The 18,182-nt window shown below is 53.2% G+C and carries 17 protein-coding genes; 12 read left to right on the top strand and 5 right to left on the bottom strand.

Going from position 1 to position 18,182, the window contains the following annotated elements:
* The first annotated feature begins 84 nt into the window (after positions 1 to 84).
* The 3 genes from SOJ49_RS11505 (at position 85) to SOJ49_RS11495 (ending at position 3,419) form a co-directional block, all read left to right on the top strand.
* A complete protein-coding gene (locus tag SOJ49_RS11505) occupies positions 85 to 1,944 on the top strand; it encodes a phytoene desaturase family protein (RefSeq protein WP_369854651.1) in 1,860 nt (619 codons plus the stop codon).
* A gap of 104 nt (positions 1,945 to 2,048) precedes the next feature.
* Complete coding sequence (locus tag SOJ49_RS11500) at positions 2,049 to 2,831, top strand: SDR family NAD(P)-dependent oxidoreductase (protein ID WP_369854650.1); 783 nt, start codon at positions 2,049 to 2,051, stop codon at positions 2,829 to 2,831.
* Positions 2,832 to 2,876: 45 nt separating this feature from the next.
* The gene (locus tag SOJ49_RS11495; protein WP_369854649.1) at positions 2,877 to 3,419 is read left to right on the top strand and encodes a nuclear transport factor 2 family protein; all 543 of its coding nucleotides are present in this window, start codon (positions 2,877 to 2,879) and stop codon (positions 3,417 to 3,419) included.
* Positions 3,420 to 3,535: 116 nt separating this feature from the next.
* Here the strand turns inward: SOJ49_RS11495 and SOJ49_RS11490 are convergent, their stop codons facing one another.
* Positions 3,536 to 4,315: a TOBE domain-containing protein gene (locus SOJ49_RS11490; RefSeq protein ID WP_369854648.1), complete on the bottom strand. Its 780-nt coding sequence runs from the start codon at positions 4,313 to 4,315 to the stop codon at positions 3,536 to 3,538.
* A 397-nt stretch (positions 4,316 to 4,712) separates the two neighbouring features.
* Between SOJ49_RS11490 and SOJ49_RS11485 the strand changes: the two genes are divergently transcribed.
* The 4 genes from SOJ49_RS11485 to SOJ49_RS11470 all read left to right on the top strand — a co-directional run bounded on the left by SOJ49_RS11485 (position 4,713) and on the right by SOJ49_RS11470 (position 9,402).
* Entirely contained in the window at positions 4,713 to 4,976 is a 264-nt protein-coding gene (locus SOJ49_RS11485; RefSeq protein WP_369854647.1) for a hypothetical protein, read from the top strand.
* Positions 4,977 to 5,200: 224 nt separating this feature from the next.
* On the top strand, positions 5,201 to 7,498 hold the full coding sequence (locus SOJ49_RS11480; RefSeq protein ID WP_369854646.1) for an ATP-dependent helicase: 2,298 nt from the start codon (positions 5,201 to 5,203) through the stop codon (positions 7,496 to 7,498).
* A gap of 29 nt (positions 7,499 to 7,527) precedes the next feature.
* A complete protein-coding gene (locus SOJ49_RS11475) occupies positions 7,528 to 8,730 on the top strand; it encodes a DUF4124 domain-containing protein (protein ID WP_369854645.1) in 1,203 nt (400 codons plus the stop codon).
* A gap of 186 nt (positions 8,731 to 8,916) precedes the next feature.
* Entirely contained in the window at positions 8,917 to 9,402 is a 486-nt protein-coding gene (locus SOJ49_RS11470; protein WP_369854644.1) for a peptidylprolyl isomerase, read from the top strand.
* Positions 9,403 to 9,495: 93 nt separating this feature from the next.
* On the opposite strand, the gene SOJ49_RS11465 is transcribed toward SOJ49_RS11470, so the two are convergent.
* Positions 9,496 to 10,293 (bottom strand): type IV pili methyl-accepting chemotaxis transducer N-terminal domain-containing protein, encoded by a 798-nt coding sequence (locus tag SOJ49_RS11465; RefSeq protein WP_369854643.1) that lies wholly within the window; start codon positions 10,291 to 10,293, stop codon positions 9,496 to 9,498.
* 391 nt (positions 10,294 to 10,684) lie between these two features.
* Positions 10,685 to 11,533 carry an LEA type 2 family protein gene (locus SOJ49_RS11460; RefSeq protein WP_369854642.1) on the bottom strand — a complete coding sequence of 283 codons (849 nt, stop codon included), beginning with the start codon at positions 11,531 to 11,533 and terminating at the stop codon, positions 10,685 to 10,687.
* A gap of 225 nt (positions 11,534 to 11,758) precedes the next feature.
* On the opposite strand from SOJ49_RS11460, the gene SOJ49_RS11455 reads away from it, so the two are divergent.
* On the top strand, positions 11,759 to 12,694 hold the full coding sequence (locus SOJ49_RS11455) for a LysR substrate-binding domain-containing protein (protein WP_369854641.1): 936 nt from the start codon (positions 11,759 to 11,761) through the stop codon (positions 12,692 to 12,694).
* Positions 12,695 to 12,699: 5 nt separating this feature from the next.
* On the opposite strand, the gene SOJ49_RS11450 is transcribed toward SOJ49_RS11455, so the two are convergent.
* Positions 12,700 to 13,629: a D-hexose-6-phosphate mutarotase gene (locus tag SOJ49_RS11450; RefSeq protein ID WP_369854640.1), complete on the bottom strand. Its 930-nt coding sequence runs from the start codon at positions 13,627 to 13,629 to the stop codon at positions 12,700 to 12,702.
* A gap of 81 nt (positions 13,630 to 13,710) precedes the next feature.
* Between SOJ49_RS11450 and SOJ49_RS11445 the strand changes: the two genes are divergently transcribed.
* Both SOJ49_RS11445 and SOJ49_RS11440 read left to right on the top strand, forming a co-directional pair.
* Positions 13,711 to 14,190, top strand: coding sequence for a hypothetical protein (locus SOJ49_RS11445; protein WP_369854639.1), 480 nt, complete (start codon positions 13,711 to 13,713; stop codon positions 14,188 to 14,190).
* 142 nt (positions 14,191 to 14,332) lie between these two features.
* Positions 14,333 to 15,169: a siderophore-interacting protein gene (locus tag SOJ49_RS11440; RefSeq protein WP_369854638.1), complete on the top strand. Its 837-nt coding sequence runs from the start codon at positions 14,333 to 14,335 to the stop codon at positions 15,167 to 15,169.
* 18 nt (positions 15,170 to 15,187) lie between these two features.
* On the opposite strand, the gene SOJ49_RS11435 is transcribed toward SOJ49_RS11440, so the two are convergent.
* The gene (locus tag SOJ49_RS11435; RefSeq protein ID WP_369854637.1) at positions 15,188 to 15,775 is read right to left on the bottom strand and encodes a YbhB/YbcL family Raf kinase inhibitor-like protein; all 588 of its coding nucleotides are present in this window, start codon (positions 15,773 to 15,775) and stop codon (positions 15,188 to 15,190) included.
* A gap of 312 nt (positions 15,776 to 16,087) precedes the next feature.
* Between SOJ49_RS11435 and SOJ49_RS11430 the strand changes: the two genes are divergently transcribed.
* A complete protein-coding gene (locus tag SOJ49_RS11430) occupies positions 16,088 to 17,185 on the top strand; it encodes an OmpA family protein (RefSeq protein ID WP_369854636.1) in 1,098 nt (365 codons plus the stop codon).
* A 271-nt stretch (positions 17,186 to 17,456) separates the two neighbouring features.
* Positions 17,457 to 17,993, top strand: a complete 537-nt coding sequence (locus SOJ49_RS11425) for a hypothetical protein (RefSeq protein ID WP_369854635.1) — start codon at positions 17,457 to 17,459, stop codon at positions 17,991 to 17,993.
* Positions 17,994 to 18,182 lie beyond the last annotated feature (189 nt).

Here is an 18,182-nt window from a genome sequence, read left to right as displayed (position 1 = left end):
CAAGAGTCCGGGATGAAGCCCGGTAACCGATGGTCGGGCAGCCATTCCAAATCGTGCGCCTGATCACCAAAAGAGGAATACCAAATGAGCAGTAACAGCTACGATATCGTTGCTATGGGTGCCGGTCATAATGGTCTGGTCGCCGCTGCCTATCTGGCCAAGGCCGGTAAAAAAGTACTGGTTCTGGAGCGTAAATCTTATCCGGGCGGTGGTGTGACCACCCGGCAGTTAAATACACCGGGATACTGGCATGATGAGCACTCCAGTGTGCACATCATGATTCAGGGTAACCCGATGATTCGTCAGGACGAGCTGGACCTGATGAGTCAGCACGGTTTGGAATACCATTATTCGCCGGTGCCACATGCGACGATCTTTCCGGATCAGTCGGTGTTATATACCTATAAAGATCTCGATAAAACCTGCGAGTGCTTCGCCAAAATTTCCAGAAAAGACGCTGAAACCTATCGTGCCTTTGTGAAAATGAGCCAAGACTTCCTCAAAGTCTTTATGCCTGGTTTGTATTCGCCACCGCCGCCACTGGGCGAAATGATGGCGATGCTGGATCGCACCGACGAAGGCCGCACCATGCTCGACTACATGAGCCGTGACTGCCTCGATCTGGTTAACCAGCTGTATGAAAACGACAAGATCAAGATCCACTTGCTGCGTTTGGTGAGTGAAAACCTGCAAGCGCCAAACGAATTGGGCACCGGCATGGGCGTACTGCTGATGCCGGGCATTATTCATACCTACGGTGTGTCACAGCCAATTGGTGGCTCCGGCAAGCTGACCGAATCGCTGGTGCGTTGCATCGAGTTCCACGGTGGTGAAGTACGTTGTGATTCCGAAGTGCGCAAAGTCATCATGGCCGGTGACGAAGCCAAAGGCGTTGAGTTAACCGATGGTGAGCAGATCATGGCCAAAGACGCGGTGATCGGTGCCCTGCATCCTCATGTGATCCGCAAGTTTGTTGAAGGTGTGGACGAACCGGTACTCAAGCGTGCCGAACGCGCCACTCTGGCACCGTTCTCGATCATGGTGTCGCACTACGACCTGAAAGAAAACGCCCAGTACCATGCCGGTGAAGACGTCGGTTACGCCACCATGCTGGAATTCATGGCGACCGATAACCTCGACGAAATGTGCGCCGACTTTGACGACCTCAAACGTGGTCAAATTACCCAGCGCCGTTTGTGTGCCGGTGGTGACGAATCCATTGGCGACAAGACCCGCGTACCGCAAGGTGCCGGTATGTTCCATGGCATCACCTTTGCCCCGTACGAAGTGAAAGACAAGCGCTGGGCCGGTCAGCACTGGGATGAATTCAAGGAAGAGATTGGCGACCTGTCGCTGGAACACTACCGCAAGTTCGTCAAGAACCTCACCTCTGACAACATCATCATGCGCACCATTTGCTCACCGGTCGACTTGGAACGCAGTTCGCCCAACTCCATGGTGCGTGGTGATTTGCACGGCGTTGCACCGTACATGTATCAGAGTGCAGGACACCGTCCGACACCGGACTTGGGTCAGTTCACCATACCGGGCATCAAGAACCTGTTCTTGGCGGGGCCATTCCAGCATCCGGGTGGTGGTGTGTACGGCGCAGGCCGTGCCACCGCACAAAAAATGTTTGAAGAGCTCGGCATGGACTTCGGGTCGGTTTCCAAAAGCGTACGCAACGATGCCGGTGATCCGAATGCCGCCGCTGCGGTACGTTCATCCGGCATGGTGCTGCGTGGGCCGGCTGACGAAGAATTGATGAACGTTGATTCCATCGGCCGTGAAGGCAGCGAGCTGATCATCAAGGGCAAGAGCTTTGGCACCATGCCGATGGAAGCTCGCCTGGATGCGGATGCTGCTCGTGCTGGCCTGAAAATGATGACGTTCAGCGATATGGCCTTCCTGGCGACTTTGCCGTTCCGGAAAGGTAGCAAGTAACAGCAATGGCCGCTGATGCGCACTGAGTAACTCACCTGGCTCCCATGCTCCGGCATGGGAGTCTTGATTTTCTGTGCGTTCCATCAATAGCAGGGAATATCGTTATGAATACAAATACTTCCGGCCGCTTGGCCGGAAAAGTCGCTATCGTCACTGGTAGTGGCAGCGGAATTGGTCGGAGCTGTGCGTTGATGTTTGCCGCCGCTGGGGCTCAGGTGGTTGGAGCAGACATCAACGCCAGCACGGCCTCTCAAACCGATGAGCTGGCAGCACAACAGGGCACACCAATGTTCTCGGTCGCCCCCTGTGACCTGACTCAGCCCGACGACGTGCAACAGCTGATAGATCAGTGCATCAAGCGCCATGGTCGGCTGGATATTCTGGTGAACGCCGGCGCTTTCGGAGCATTTGCGTGGCTGGAAGAGATGGACTTCTTTGAGGGCTGGAGACGGACTCTCGACGGTGAACTCAGCGTGGTATTTCTGGCTTGTCAGAAAGCCTGGCCACACCTCAAGGCAAGCGGCTCAGCGGCCATTATCAACTTTGCTTCGGCTAACGCCCATCAGGCATTCAAGCCGCTGCCTGCTATCGCGCACTGCGCTGGCAAGGGTGGGGTGCTGGCGATGACCCGGCAACTGGCGATGGAAGGGCGGGATTTTAACATTCGCGCCAATACCATCTCTCCCGCTCTGATTGAAACCACGGCTACCCGTGAGCCACTGGAAAATATTCCCGGTTTTCGGCAAGACGTCTTGGCCAAAACCATGATCAAGCGGCTAGGCAAGCCGGAAGATATTGGTTATGCCGCGCTCTATCTGGCTTCCGATGAAGCCTCCTGGGTGACCGGCGCCGATCTTCCCGTCGATGGCGGCTCTACCGCCTGGTAACGATTTGCAGATTGACAACCATCTTTCCTTTCAAGGGGAATTATCGTGCTTAAAACAATAAAAATATCACTTTGCATGCTGGGTTTGGCTGCTGCTGCACTTGGGCCAGTCAGTCACGTTTATGCTGACAAGAATGATCAGGAAGCGAGCAAAAGCTATCAGATGCTGAATCGAGCCAGCTTTGATAATTACATCGCCATGTTTAATGCCAAGAACCCACAAGCCTTTGAAGCCTACTTTGCCGATGATATGCGGATGCAGAACGGGCATTTGGTATTAAATGGCATTCCAGCGGTCAAGGAGCATTATCACAAGATCTGGTCGTTGATGAAGGAGGAGCTGAACGTGGTGAACTATGTGTCTGACGGTAGCTCTCTGGCAGTGGAAATGAAAACCCATTTTACGGTCATGCACGACTCGGATAACTCTCCGTTTGGCAAGGTTAAAAAGGGTGAGAACTTCGACTACCACGGCGTCATCATCTACAAGATTAACCACATGGGTAAATTCAACGATATCAAAGTCGCGTATCTGGACTTTACCCGCACTACCGACGGTGTGACCCAATCGCTCGGCATTGTGCACTGATACTGCTATCGATATCGCCAGCAACACACATGCCGCAACCTCCGGGATGTGGCATGTGTGTTGCTGGCGGGTCGTGTGGTTATAGGTAGTTTGGTTATGGGTAAACAACCCACTGCTTAACTGACCAGAGCAAGAATCACGCTGTTTGGGCTAAAGGCAGCGTATACCGGCAGATCCAGCGCCAGCGCCATGGTGTCGCAGTCCTGGTTGCTGACAGCGCTGATGACACTTTTGCCACTGGGCAGATCTACCCGGACTTCCGTACTTTGCTCGCCACGTACCAGATCGGCGACCACGCCAGCAAAACAATTGCGGTGTGGCAGCGGTTGGGTATGCACGCTGGCATACGAGGTTTTGATCAGGGCAAACAGTTCGAGGCCAAGACGCAAGTCGAGATTTTCGGCACTTTCGTTGGTAATCATGGCGACAATCTCGGTCTGGTCATCGAGCTTCATACGAACTTCACAATTCACCATGCCTTGTATTAACGCGGTAACCACACCATGGAATTGGTTGCGGGCGCTGGTGCGCATGGCGAAGCGGTTCATCATGCGATGAAACTGATGCATATCGCCAAGGCTGTTGTTCATGCGGTCAAGCAGTTGCTGGTATTCCGCCTCAACCGTGCGATAGAGCGTGATCAGAGCGCGGCCCTGTTCGGTCAGATGGCTGCCGCCACCACGTCGGCCTCCTACCTCTCGAATCACCAGGGGTTCGTCACACAGATTGTTCATGGCGTTGACAGCATCCCACGCTCCCTTATAAGACAGGCCCATTTCCTGGGCAGCCTTCTGGATGGTGCCATGTTGGGCAATGGCTTCCAGCAGCTTCACCCGTTTTTCTGCCAATAACGAACCTTCGTCGGTATCAAGCAGGATACGTCCAACCAGTTGCATACCGGATCTCCTTGTTGTTTGTGCGGTTATTTTCTGAGTATACATCTGACGGAAAAGAAAAAGGGGGTTGCTGGCATGCCAATGTGATTGTCGCAATGGTCTTTTGTTACCTTTACTCGTTAGGTGGTTTGTATACATAACGACATGGCGTCGGGTTTACGACAGATTGGCCAGGGATGGTCTCACTATCATCTAATAAATCCTCTATAAATCAATCTATTGTATTTTTTCGTTTTGGCACTTGTTTTGCTATTTATCTATATATGAAGTTAATATTCATATAAATATGATGAAGATAGCGATGAATAGTCGTTAGCCAAACAGAAAGAACTCATTATTACTCAGGTGTCACCCCCTGTGTGTCAGCCTAAGCCTGAGCCAGTCAAGGAGATAAGTCATGAATAAACAGCATTCCCACCGTGACCTGACACCCGACGAGGTCAAACGCAGTGCCTGTTACTGTCGTGGTGAAGCCTTGTCGGCCAGTAATGATGTGCACTGGAGGGAGGATGTTCCGGGTGTGATTCATCGCCGTATCGGTATGGAGGCAGTCTCAGCATCTTTGCCAGTCAGCGTACAGGGTGATCTGGTAAAACGATGGGGTCAGTGGTTTTTCTCTGAACTGGATGCTTGTTCTAGTGGTGATGGTGAGTCTGGATGATCAGGCTGCTGGGCAACTGGAGCCACCGGTGCCAATGATCACCTCTACTAACAGGCTGCTGAAAATCGATCGGCGTGGCGGTGACGGGGTTATCAATCAGCGCCAGGTACTTATTTGTTAATCGTAAACTCCATTTTTTCATCGATTTTTGCCTTGTCTTTGCATCGCTCGTGACATTTGCTAATGCAGCCCATAGCATGCCTTCGCATCAATCCGGGGGCTGAATGTCACAACTTACCGATCATCAACAACAGGTCGTTCACCACGTCGATGGCCACGCCAGAGTGGTGGCGGTGGCGGGTGCGGGTAAAACCACCACGCTGACGCATTTTATTGCCGCACGCTTGCAAGCGGGTGTGGCACCACGGCGTATGCTGGTGCTGATGTATAACAAAGCAGCCCAGCAGGAATTTCAGCAACGTTTGTCTGGCTGTTTGCCAGGTCAGGTGGTGCCGGAAGTACGCACCTTTCATTCGCTGGGATTACGTATTTATCACAAGTTGATTGCGTTGGGGCAGCTGCCAGCGTTTGAGCGCCGCTTGCTGGGTGATGGTGAAGTAGAAGGTCAGGTATGGCGGTTATTGCAGCAACTGGCCGATGATGACACCCGCCAGGATATTCTGTCGCAGCGGAAAAAATGGGTCGAACCCGCCGTGGGTTTTATCGAGCTGGTGAAATCTGGCTTGGAGTCACCACAAGAAGTGTATGAGCAGCTCGATCTGCCGGTTCAGTGCCGGATGTTTGTCGAATTGTTTGCGTTGTTTGAAGACTGGCGCAAGCAACAGCGTCGTATCGGATTTTCCGACATGCTCTACGATCCGGTGATGCACCTGCGTCACGATGCCGAGGCGGCGCGTTATTTTGGTGGCCATATGCAGTGGATCCTGGTGGACGAGTACCAAGACATCAATGGTATTCAACAGCATTTGCTGGAGTTGCTCCATGGTGGTCGCGGGTCGGTGATGGTGATTGGTGACCCGGATCAGACCATTTATGAATTCCGTGGCTCACGCCCGGAGTTTATTGTCAGTGGTTTTGCCAATCAGCTGGGTGGTGTCACAACGTATCAGTTACCAGAGACCTTTCGTTACGGCCATCGGTTGTCGCTGCTGGCGAATCACCTGATTCATCATAATCGCCAGCGCGATCCGGTGATGGGATTGTCCCATCCCTCAACTCCGGCGACACAGGTTCAGGTGCATACCTGCTCGGCCAACGCTGAAGCACAACAGGTATTGGCACTGGTGAAACAGTGTATGGTGACTGTTCCTGCTCATCAGATTGCGGTGATTCATCGGCTCTGGGCGTTGTGCGCACCGGTTGAGCTGGCGCTGTTGCAGGCGGGAATTCCCTATCAGCTGGATCATTCGCTGTCAGTACTGGAGCGTTGGGAGCTGGAAATTTTCTGGTTGCTGCTGGAAATCGCTGCGGGTCGTTTTGGTGAGCGTAGCCGTGATCAGCGACGTCATGCCTGGTTGCAAATTCTGACCACACCGTTTCCCAAGGTACGCCGGGCGGTACTGGAGGAGATGGCCGATACCCTGGCTGATCACAGTGAGAACCTGGGTGTTGCCTTGCAGCAGGCTATACCAGCGAATCTCAGCCGGTGGCAAAAGGCGCAATTGCAGGCCCGGGCGGAAGTGCTCGACAGTGCCGAGCGGGTGGTGGTGCCGGTAGAGCGGCTGTTAAATGCCTATATCGATACCACCGAGCTGGAAAAGGGCGTTGAAGACAGCGCCTTTTCAGCTCAGCAGGTGGAAGACCGGTTACAAACCATTCGTGCTTTCGTGCGTTTTATGGCAGATACCAATGTTAGCTCGGATCAGGCGCTGGATCTGTTGTTACAACTGCGGGACAGGGCGCGGGCGCAGTCTCGTGAGCGCCATGGGGGAGTACGGCTGACCTCCATTCACAAAAGCAAAGGGCTGGAGTGGCCGGTGGTGATTATTCCGGGGCTGAATGGTCATTACTTCCCTTATTCGCCAGAAGGTGAATTCAGTACCCCGGCCAGTGACGAGAGTGAGCGCCGCTTGCTTTATGTTGCCATGACTCGTGCGATTCAGCAGTTACACCTGCTGGTGCCGACGCCACAAGTGCGGCGCAAGCCAGATGACAATAGTCATGCACGTGAACGGCCCAGTCCGTTTTTTCGTGAGCTGAATATTGCTTGTAGCGATCGGGTGGCCACTGCGTTGGAACAAAGCCAACCTCGGCTAACACTTGAAGGTGAGATTGCCGAGTGGTTGCCAGCGTATCTGCAAGCCCAGCCACAGCCGCCGGAACTGGTGATCCAGCCGGTTCGGGTAGCGGTTGTGAAACACCGGGCAGATGCGCAGCAACCATCGCGGCCAAAGCAATTATCAGCGTCGCCGTCACCACAACGCTTGGTGCATGCTCGCTTGGGAGCGGGCGTGGTGGTGGAGATGGATGAGCAGTATCTGATCGTACATTTTGAGAACGAACGTACGACCCGCAGGCTGGATCGAGCGCTGGCAGAACCACATATTCAGTGGCTACACTGATTATTAAAAACAGGGTACAAGGACGTGATATGACATTATTCAAGGCACTCCGACAGCTGGTCAGCCTGTTATTGGTTCTGGTGTTGGCACCAGAACTGGCCTGGCGGCTGACAACAGCAGCACAGCATGAGTATGTCGCGGTGCAGTATCCGGGAATCCCCTTGCCGAATTCATACCGTTCCAGTTTGTGGATGCCATTGCTGGGCATACAGACCCAACAGCAGCGCCTGGAGCAGCTGGAGCGGCAGTCTCAACAGCAACTGGAGCGGCAATCGTCGCCGCTATTGGTGGTGGTGGGTCAATCCGCTGACAAAAACAGCGTGGAACGCCATATGGTGGCCGGGCGTTGTGTGACGCCGGAATCCTTACCGGTTGCCCAGCCAAAGCAGCAGCAGGTTTTTCGCTGGGTGGATGAACAGGGCAAGATACATTTTGGCGATCGTCCCGATGCATCCGATAGGCAACAGCCGGTGGATGACTTGAGCGCACGGTACCGCAGTCAGCGCAAACTGGAGTTGCATGTGACGTTGCCGGATGGCCCGGATGCTGGTCTGGAAGCTGACATTCAGCGCGAGGGGGAGCTGGTTTATCGGGTCGTAGCAACCTTGTTACCGGCGCGTTATGTACGCCCGGTGCTGATCAATATGACTGTGTTTACCGACGCCGTCGGGTATCAAGCCCAGCGCCGCAGCGATAACGTTGGTGAACAGGCTGCTGGGTATTACCACTTCGAGAAAAACCGTATTTATCTGCAGCGTCAATACCAGCGCGAAGCGACGTTGGCGTTGGTACGCCATGAAATGACCCATGCGCTTTCGATGGCGATGGTGGGGACGTTGCCGGTCTGGCTGGGCGAGGGCTTGGCGGAATATACCGAGCAGCTGGACTATCAGATGAGTGCGGCCAAAGTGGTGTTGAGTGAGCGACTGCTGGTTAGCCTGAGACAGCAGACACCGCTACCGTTGTCGCAGTATCTGCTACTGCAGCCGGAGTCTTTTTATCAACAGGGTTCCCGCCATTATCGGCAGGCACTGGCGTTGGTGTTTTTTCTCAATAGTAGCCAGGAAGGGAAGGTCGTGCTGGAGCGTGCCTACGAGGCAGTGATTGACAGCCCGTGTCAGACAGCAGCAGTCAATGCCACGCTGGCTTTCTATCCGGGCGGTCTGGCGGGGCTGGAGACCGCATTTGGACATTGGCTGGCTGATGGGCCACACCTGCCGCAGAGCTACTGATACTATGAATAACCGGGTTTTACTGGCTCCAAAAGCAGCTGACTGGTACTGAGCGGGGCAATTGTTATACTGGTGCTCCATTTCGTAGAGAACGCCACTTGTCGCCGATGGTTCCCAACGTCGTATCCTGTCGCCTTTACGTAGAATTCACTGCCCTTACCAGGGACAAAAAAACGGACAATCATCATGACAATTGCCCATCACAAAGTCGTTTCCATTCATTATAAAGTGGTTGACGTTGCTACCGGAGAAACGATCGACTCCTCTGAAGGTGCAGCGCCAATGACTTACCTTCACGGTGCCCAGAATATTATTCCGGGTCTGGAAGCGGCGCTGGAAGGCAAGCAGGTCGGTGACGAGCTGGAAGTCACTGTAGAAGCGGCCAATGCCTACGGTGACTATAGTGAAGATCGTGTTCAGAAAGTACCACGCGAAGCCTTTACCGGCGTTGACCAGATTGAACCGGGTATGGCCTTTACCGCACAAACGGCGCAAGGCCCGGTTAACCTGATCGTGACTGAAGTTGAAGAAGCCGAAGTGACCGTGGATGCCAACCACCCACTGGCTGGCAAGAATCTGGCGTTCAGTGTAACGGTCGAATCCGTACGCGATGCCAGCGAAGAAGAGCTGGAGCACGGTCATGTACACGGTGAAGGTGGCCATCACCACTAATAGCCAGTGCAGTATCGGAACAATAAAAAACGGGCTACCTTTTTTGGGTAGCCCGTTTTTTATTTGTCAGTTGCTCTGCATCCGTCAGGATGATCAGCTATTCGACTGTGTTGCCATGATGCGTTCGTACATCTTGGTAATGTCGTTCATTTTCCAGAGAATGGATTCTGTGGTGACGGCAATGACGGTAGGGACGTAGCGGCCTTCTGCGTCAAGTTCAAACCCGGACTGGGAAAAATGCCACTGTGATGCCACTTTCTCCAGCGCATCATGTACTTCTGCGGTATTCATCTCAGATCCACGCAGCTGCTCCAATGAATCACCAAACAGACGGATAGCATCGCTGAACTCCTGGCGCACGGCAGGTGATTGCCCGTTCCAGTACAGCGCGACATAAGCCTTGGCGATACGTTGTGACAACATGCGCTGGCGACCGGCAATATTGATCAGTTCGGTGCCGGGCATACGGAGATGGCTGGATATGGTATCCACCACATCGTTACAGGCCTTGAGCATATTCAGGTTTTCCCGCATCAGGTTATCGATGACACTTTTGTCCGGGGTTGCAAGAATGCGAACCCGGTGCTGTTGCCACAGGTCTTCTACCTGCGCCAGTTTGTTATTGATCGCTGCCGATGGTGCATAGTCTTTCAGCATCAGCAGACGCTCTTCAAACTGGGCGACACTCTCATCCAACTGCTGTTGGGCGACTTCGGGTTTGATGCCTGCTCCCAGCATCAAATAACTCTTCATCATGCGTTGCGACAGCATTCGTTGGCTGCCGGAAATGTTCACCGCTTCGGCATCGTTCAGGGCATAGACCGCAGGTGACAGGCTCAATAGCGCGGTTAGCAGCAGTATGGATGAGAACAGTGATTGGAATACTTTCATGGTTTACCCTTGCTACGTATTGGTTTAACTCAGGCTGGTACCTGTTGCTGGCGGACGTTATAGGGTTTTTCGGAACGGTTATCAATTAGATTGTTAGACAATTGTCTTTATATGGACGTTGCCTTGTTCGCCATTCTGAGGCTGACGATAAGGTTGAGGGCCGCTTAAAGCCTTGCTCTGTTTGAGTTTTGTGGTTTTTTGGATACAACTTTTAGAGACACTGTTGCTCTGTCAGGTCTGTCCTCTTTGTCTGTTAAATTGAATTTTACTGGATTAGGGAGAGTGATGTTGGCATTGATTGGGGAGAGGTGCCTGGGCTTCCAGAACGGCCTGCCCCTGAGGGAAAAATGCTTCTCAGGGGCAGGCATCTTTTTATCGACTTCTCGACGGTTCAGCGACTCAGCTGCGTTGACATGGAAAAGTCGAGTGGCTGTGGTTTCCAAATGGCAAGATCCGGGGCGTAGTCGAGTGTGCCTGCCACACCGATGGCCACGGGTTCCTTGCTGGTCAGTAGCGACATCAGGCTTTTGCCCATATCCGCAAAGCTCAACGACAGTGGGATAATCAGTTGCTGCTGACTGTTTTTGGCCAGTTTTGCCGGTTGCACCGAACCTGAGGCGAGAGCGCTGTTGGCTGCAGTGACCTGATAGTTCAGCCCGGTAAGATCAACACCAAAACCATTGGGGTTTTCCACATCGACCGTGAGTTGCAGTTCCACACCGCGCCAGCTCAAACTTGAAATACTGGCACTGGTCAGGCTGATTTTTGGACGTTTTGGAACAGGAATACGGGTGCTGTAGCTGGCAGGAAGACGCATGTCTCCCAGTACGGGTAGTGTAAACAGCAGTGCGGCATCCACTTGACAGGTCACTTCATCCTGATCGGCAACGGCTTTGATTGCGTTATACAGGTCGCTGTAGTTGAGACTGATCGGTAACTGGGTAGTGGTGACGCCATTGGCTTTCAGGGTCAGACCGTTGTTGGCGGGACTGACCGTGGTCAGGGCGTGATCTTCGACCGAGAGGGTCAGTTCCAGGCCACTGGCCGGGATTGAAAAACCGTTCGGGTTGGTAATATCCAGTGCAACCAGCAAATTGGCCTGTTCCAGTCCCAGTGACTGGATTGACAGACCACTGATCGCGGCGCTGGGTTTTTCTATGTTGAGGCTGTCCTGCAGGGTGGCGCAACCAGCCAGAAGAGTCAGGCTGAGGGCGGTAAGCAGGGTCACAATCCGGTTCATGGGCGCTCCAGGTGTCAGGGTTTGAAGGCGCGCAGTGTAAGGCAATGGCCTCCAGAAAACAGTGACGCTTCACCTTATAAAGCGGCTCTGGGCCTGATACCGGGATCTGGGTGTCAATATTGGCCTGAAATCACGAATAAAAATGCAAGTTGTTTTATTGATAGGCTTGGTGAATGCCTGGGGAGCTGCGACAATACCAGCGTTATTTCCAAGCCGGATGCTGCTGTGAACCTTGCTCGAATAGATTTGAACCTGCTGGTGTATCTGGATGTTCTGCTGCGTGAAGGTAATGTGACGCGGGCAGCACAACAGCTGGGTATTACCCAGCCTGCGATGTCTAACGGACTGCGCCGGTTACGTGATTTGTTTAACGATCCACTGCTGGTGCGTACCTCGGATGGCATGACCGCGACAGAGCGGGCGCGGGAGCTGCAACCGATGATTCGCAAGGCGCTGGGCGAACTGGAAGCCGCCTTGCAGCCATTGGGAGAATTTGATGCCCAGAGCAGCAACCGGGTTTTCCGTATTATGGTCAGCGACTATGCCGAGTCGACGCTGATACCGGAGCTGGTCAAACGTTTGCGTGAGGTGGCTCCCAACGTCATCCTCGATGTGCTGACGCCGTCAGACGTGACCTTCAAGGATGTTGAGGCGGGCAAGGTCGATATGGCGATCAATCGCTTTGATGATATGCCGCAATCGTTTCATCAGATGACCCTGTGGCAGGATGATTTTGTCTGTCTGGTTAATCATGGTCATCCATTGGCAGAAAAATTTGATCTCGAAGCCTATGTTGCCAGTAACCATATCTGGGTGTCCAAAACCGGAATGGGCGCGGGTGTTGGTATTGACCCGGAAAAAGTGATTCGGTTGGGGTGGGTCGACAACGCCTTGGCCAAACTGGGTTATAAACGGCGTATATCGGTGTTTACCCGCCATTATCAGATGCCAGCCTTGCTGGCTCACAACAATGACCTGGTGGCCACCTTGCCTCGCAAGGTAGCCGATATGCAGGCGGCATCAGCATCGTTACTGGTGATACAGCCGCCCTTTCCAATCCCACCTTTCGAGCTGAAAATGGCCTGGTCGCCGTTAGTACAGCATCATCAGGCTCATCGCTGGTTGCGTCGTATTATTGTGGATGTTGCTCAGTACTGTTGATAACGTTATTCCACCGTCAGGCGCAAGCTCAGGCAATGGCTGGCGCCAGCCGCCAGGTTGACCCAGTCGTCGGCAGCGTTGGCGGTCTCGATACAGAGCATGGTTTGCCAGGCATTATCTTCAAACTGACTCAGGCGTTGGGCCTTTGTTATCCAAGGATTCCAGACAACGGTACTGCGACTGCCACGGCTATGGATCAGCAGGGTGCGTTGCGGTGTGACCAGCCGCAATGGCGACGCTTGTTGCAGATAGATACGGTCAGTTTCACCCTGAAAGACTACATCGCCCTGTTGCTGTTTGCGTTGCCAGCCGGTCATGGTGTCAATATAGGGATAGCCGGAGAGTCCGCCAATACGGGTTGCATTGATGTCTGTCGTTGGTAAATAGGTATGTAGTGCCTGACTAAAGGCGAGGGTGGATTGTCCGGTATTGGTGGTGATCATCTGCATTTCCATACTGGTGGGTGTCAGAATCCAGCGCGCAGTAAGCTCGGCATCACCCTGCCAGACCGATTGGATATGGTGGCTTTGTGGTAAGGACATGTCGATTTCAACACGATCGGCAGCTTCGTAAAGTCGGGTCAGCGTCCAGCGATTGGTGCGGGCAAACCCGTGGGCGGGAAGGGGTTGTCCTTCGGCCATGGCTGCCTGTACTTCTGGAGAGTTTTTGTCGGCGTTACCAAACCAGGGCCAGCAAACCGGAATGCCGCCACGGAGCGAGGTTCCCTGTTGATATTCGGCGGTCGGACTGAGCCAGATCCAACTGGTATCACCGCTGGGACAAAAAGACAGCAGTTGTGCTCCTTGCGGCAGCAGACTGGCAGTGAACCCCGGATGCTGAACAACGATGCAAGGCAGTTCTCCGCGTTGTTCAAAGTGACAAAAGGCACTGTTTGAAAGGCGTTCCTTTAAAGACCGGTTTTGATGTTGACGCATGGCTTACCTTGCATAAATCGCTAGAATGACGGGTTTTACCCAGTGTGGGTGTGACTTGCTTCTACTGTACCGGATTATTGTGTGAACAAAAGCCAACTGAAGTCCTGTTTGCTCGCGTTATTGGATCAGGAAATAGACGTTGCCCTGGCGGCGGCCCGAACTGCGCAGGAAAGCGCCTCGCATGAAGGCAACAAGCCGGAAAATCAATACGATACCTTGAGTCTGGAAGCAGCGTATCTGGCCCATGGCCAATCAGAACGTATTTGGGCATTACAGCAGGAGCGTATACACGTGGCTCGCTGGGCTGTGCCACTATTTGATGAGGATGCGGTGCTGGCATTGGGTGCTCTGGTTGGTCTTGAGCCGGTTGCAGCGACTGGCGCTTCGATACGTCGTTGGTTCTGGCTGACGCCTGTCGGTGGCAGAACCTTGCTTCAATCTGAGCAGTCGGTGCAGCTAGTATCGATATCGGCACCGCTGGCAAAACGTTTGTTGAAGCTGGGGTTGGACGACGAATTGCAACTGGGGCCAGATGTCTGGCGGATCGTTGCTGTCAGTTAGGTCACAACTGGTAATCAGCGCTGCGCCTATGACTGTGTGATATAAATTTTGAGAATCATTCTCGTCTTATATGTCCAAGGCGTTACACTGGCATCTGTTATCAGGTGTATTCAACCTGTCTGTTTTTTTATCTGGAGCTGTTATGTCTCGTCCTTCTCCTCGTGAACTGGTGGTTCATTCTACATCGCGCCTGACGGCCAATATGCAGCGGCTGATCTTGACCGGGGAGGCACTGGCCGACTTCCCCGTTGACAGTGCGAGCGGGTACATCAAACTGATGTTTGCTACCGATGGTGAACCGCTCACCCAAGCGACTGCGGGAGGGCAACGTCCGCTGATGCGAACCTATACTGTCCGGGCATTTGATCCGGAAAAACGCTGGTTAAGCGTTGATTTTATGCTGCATAACCATGGCCCACAGCCAGCTGGACCCGCCGCCAGCTGGGCAGAGAGAGCTCAACCCGGTGACCGTATTCTGGTTGGTGGGCCGGGGCCAACCAAATTTATTTATGCGGATGCCGACTGGTACTTTCTGGTCGGTGATATGACGGCATTACCTGCGATCAGTTGTAATCTGGAGCAAATGCCTGCCGCTGCTCGTGGTTATGCAGTGATTGAAATTGCCGGGGAAGATGATCGCCAGGCTCTGGTATGTCCGCCAGGGATCGAAGTGATCTGGGTGGTGGATGCCAGCCCTGTGCCATCTCTGGAACAGGCGGCTGCAACCGCAGAAACCAGTGCTTTACTGCAACAGGTACGAGCGTCCGAGTGGCTGCATGGTGATGTGGCGGTGTGGGCTGCCTGCGAATTTCACAAGATGCGTGCGTTACGGCAGTATTTCCGTCAGGAGCAAAACACCGGCCGCAAGGAAACCTACATCAGCAGTTATTGGAAACTGGGTCGTAGCGAAGATGAGCACAAGCTCGATAAACGCGCCGACCAGGAAACCATTGACCAGAAAGCCATTGACGCGCCGTAGTCAGGCCAGATTCATCGGCTAACGGCTGTAATAAAGCGTAAATGCTGCTTTGTCTATGGCGTGGGCATTCAGCATGAATCCGACCAGGGCAGCGCTGGCATCTTCCGGGATATCAAGGCTGGGCTGGTCGAGAGCAAACAGCGTGAATTGGTAGCGGTGCGGCTGATCTCCGGCCGGAGGGCAGGCACCACCAAAGGCATGGCTGCCGTAATCATTCCGCCCTTGCTGGGCAGAGGCTGGCAGCAGGATTGAATGTTCAGCACCAGCATCTTCTGCCAGAGCATGGCTGTCAGCGGGCAGATTAAACACCTGCCAGTGCCACCATCCCGAGCCGGTCGGGGCATCCGGGTCATAGACGGTGATCGCAAAGCTTTGTGTCGCTTCTGGCGGGTTAAACCATTCCAGTGCTGGCGACACGTTGTCTCCGGTGCAACCGAAACCTGAATACAGGTTGCGGGTGCTGAGGCGTGATTCTGGCTCGATCGTCGGGCTGCGAAAACCAAAACTGCTGCCATCGGCATGAGCTGAGAGCGCGGCTGTCGCGATACCCAGAACACTGATCGTGACCAGTGCCATTTTCTTGTAGCTGCTGGCGCAAATCGACATGGCTATTCTCTCTCTTCGTATGCAGAATCCATCGACCGGGTGATTATTTTAGTGTGCCCGTTTTTGTCTGATCCTATGGGATCACGCTTTTGCATCTTATTACGTTGAGTCAGGTGGGTATAGGCGACTTTTTGAGTGGTAGGCGGATTTTTATACGCTGCTGCTGGATGTATATTGTGCAAATGGTTTGGGTGACCACGACAAATACACATTTTGCAGGGTTTATTATCGATTCTGCTTGAACTGTCACTCAGGCTTACTAATATGCGCAGCAGATAGAAAAGAGTACACATTGTTCACTTGGAGAAAACTATGTTGACCAAACCATTATTGGTAGCCATGGCAGTTGCGACCGCAGCAATGGCACACGCCGACAAGGATATGTATGTAACCGCTGGTACCGGATTCGTCGAAAACGAGATTTATGACGATTTCAAGCTCACCAGCGGCGACTCCATTAACGATTCCTGGACCATGGAATTGTCACTGGGTTATATGGTATTGCCTGCATTGGCAGTCGAGGCGTCTGTTACCTTACCATCTTTCCTGCAGGGCGATATGAAGCCGGAAGTGACTCAGTACCAGCTGAAAGGTTTGTACTTTTTTGGGGAGCGCGCTCTGAAGCCTTACCTGACGGCAGGTTACGGTATCGAAACCTTTGATGTGCCTCAAGATTCTGCCTTTGACGAAAAAACGCACGTTTTGACTTGGGGTGCGGGCTTGCAGTACGACTTGAGAGAAGATCTGTTCGGTCGCGCGGAACTGCATGTTGATGAAATGAGCGACGAAAGTAACGAACACGGTGTGTTTATGCTGGAAGTTGGCTATCGCTTTGGCAATGACAGTGGTACTACCGTTACTCGTGTCAAGGAAACAACCAAGGAAGCCTACGAACCGGTTAAACAGAAGGTTGCTGAAGTCAAGGCACCGGTTAAGGAAAAAGTTGCGCCAGTAATTGCCCCTGTTGTTGTGCAGAAACCTGCTGACAGCGATGGCGATGGCGTTCCAGACGTCAAAGATCAGTGCCAGGCAACGATTACTGGTGCCAAGGTGAATGCGAAAGGTTGTGCTGTGTTTGAAGGCAAGCTGAGTGGCGTTAACTTTGAAAGCGGCAGCGCCCGTCTGACCGCTAACGCCAGTACTATTCTGGATAATGCTGCAGCTGAATTACGCAAGTACCCGGATGCAATGATCGAAATTGCCGCTTTCACAGATAGCCAGGGTGCAGAAGCTTTCAATCTGCGTCTGAGCCAACAGCGTGCTGATTCTGTACGTAATTACCTGATTGGCAAAGGCTTGGCCGCAGGTCAGTTGACTGCGCGTGGTTATGGTGAAGCCAGCCCTGTCGCATCGAACGAAACCGCTACAGGTCGCGCAGAAAACCGTCGTGTTGAGCTGAGCGTCAAATAAGCCCTGCCGCGCCAGTGGTCTTTTACCACTGGTGCTTGTCTGTTTTTTTGGTGGTCAGGCCCCCTGGCTGCCAATTTATCCAGAAATCCCTTTATTTCTGCCCGACCGACAGGTAGCGGTTTCTTACTTCCGTTGTACTGATTATCATCTGCTACTTCGGTAGTGGGCATTGTGAGCCAGTGTTGATAAAAACATTGACCATGCTGGATCCTATACGCATTCTTTGCGGCGCCCGAAAACCGGATAAAACAATAACAAGACGGGGGTGACCATGTCCGAAATTGCCGTTCAGCTGGCAGGCTCAGAGCTCTGGCTGCTGGAACAGGTTCAGTTTTGCTTGCAACATGAACTCAATGCTTCACTGCAAACGTCCCATTATCTCGAAATCATCGTCGCAGGTGGTGCCCGACGGTTTGTTGAGTGTGAAATTCCCGAGTGTATTACCCGCCATTACCGTCAGGCCAGTAGTTTCAGACATTGCAGTTTGTCTGCCGATGACCCATTGGTGGTGCGTGCGCTGGCCGGTCAACCGGTCAGTGAGTTACTTTGGCGCTGTGCCTGGCAAGCCTGGAATGGCGATGTGCTTCCGGGCGGCAGTTTTAATCGTCGTGGCCGTTTGCGGGCTTTGCCAGCTGAACATCTACTGGTCGAAGGGCTGACTGCGGAAAGAGAGTTGATACAGCAACTGGCGAAGTTGTTGTATCGGCAGGCGCTGACGTCCCGGCAGCTGGCCGACTTGTCTGGCGCGCCTGAAGCATTGGCGGAACGATTTTTTGCAACGGCAGAGTGTGCAGGCTTACTCGAATAAACCACGTTTATAGGGTTGACGTGCTATCACCAGGCTTCAACCCGTTTGCTGCTGCTCGGAATTCTCTCAACGTCAGGCTGTCTGGTTCACCTTGGTGGCCAGACGCTTCCCTTTGGTTGTATCTCTTGTTACTCCGTTAAATTTGGTTTTACTGAGTGCCTGTTGTGGCAGTTGGTGGGCTGTGCCTGC

This window comes from Candidatus Thalassolituus haligoni (assembly GCF_041222825.1).
Classification (GTDB): Bacteria; Pseudomonadota; Gammaproteobacteria; order Pseudomonadales; family Oceanobacteraceae; genus Oceanobacter; species Oceanobacter antarcticus.
Note: the sequence above shows the minus strand (reverse complement) of the source record. Positions and strands in the feature narration are given on the sequence as shown.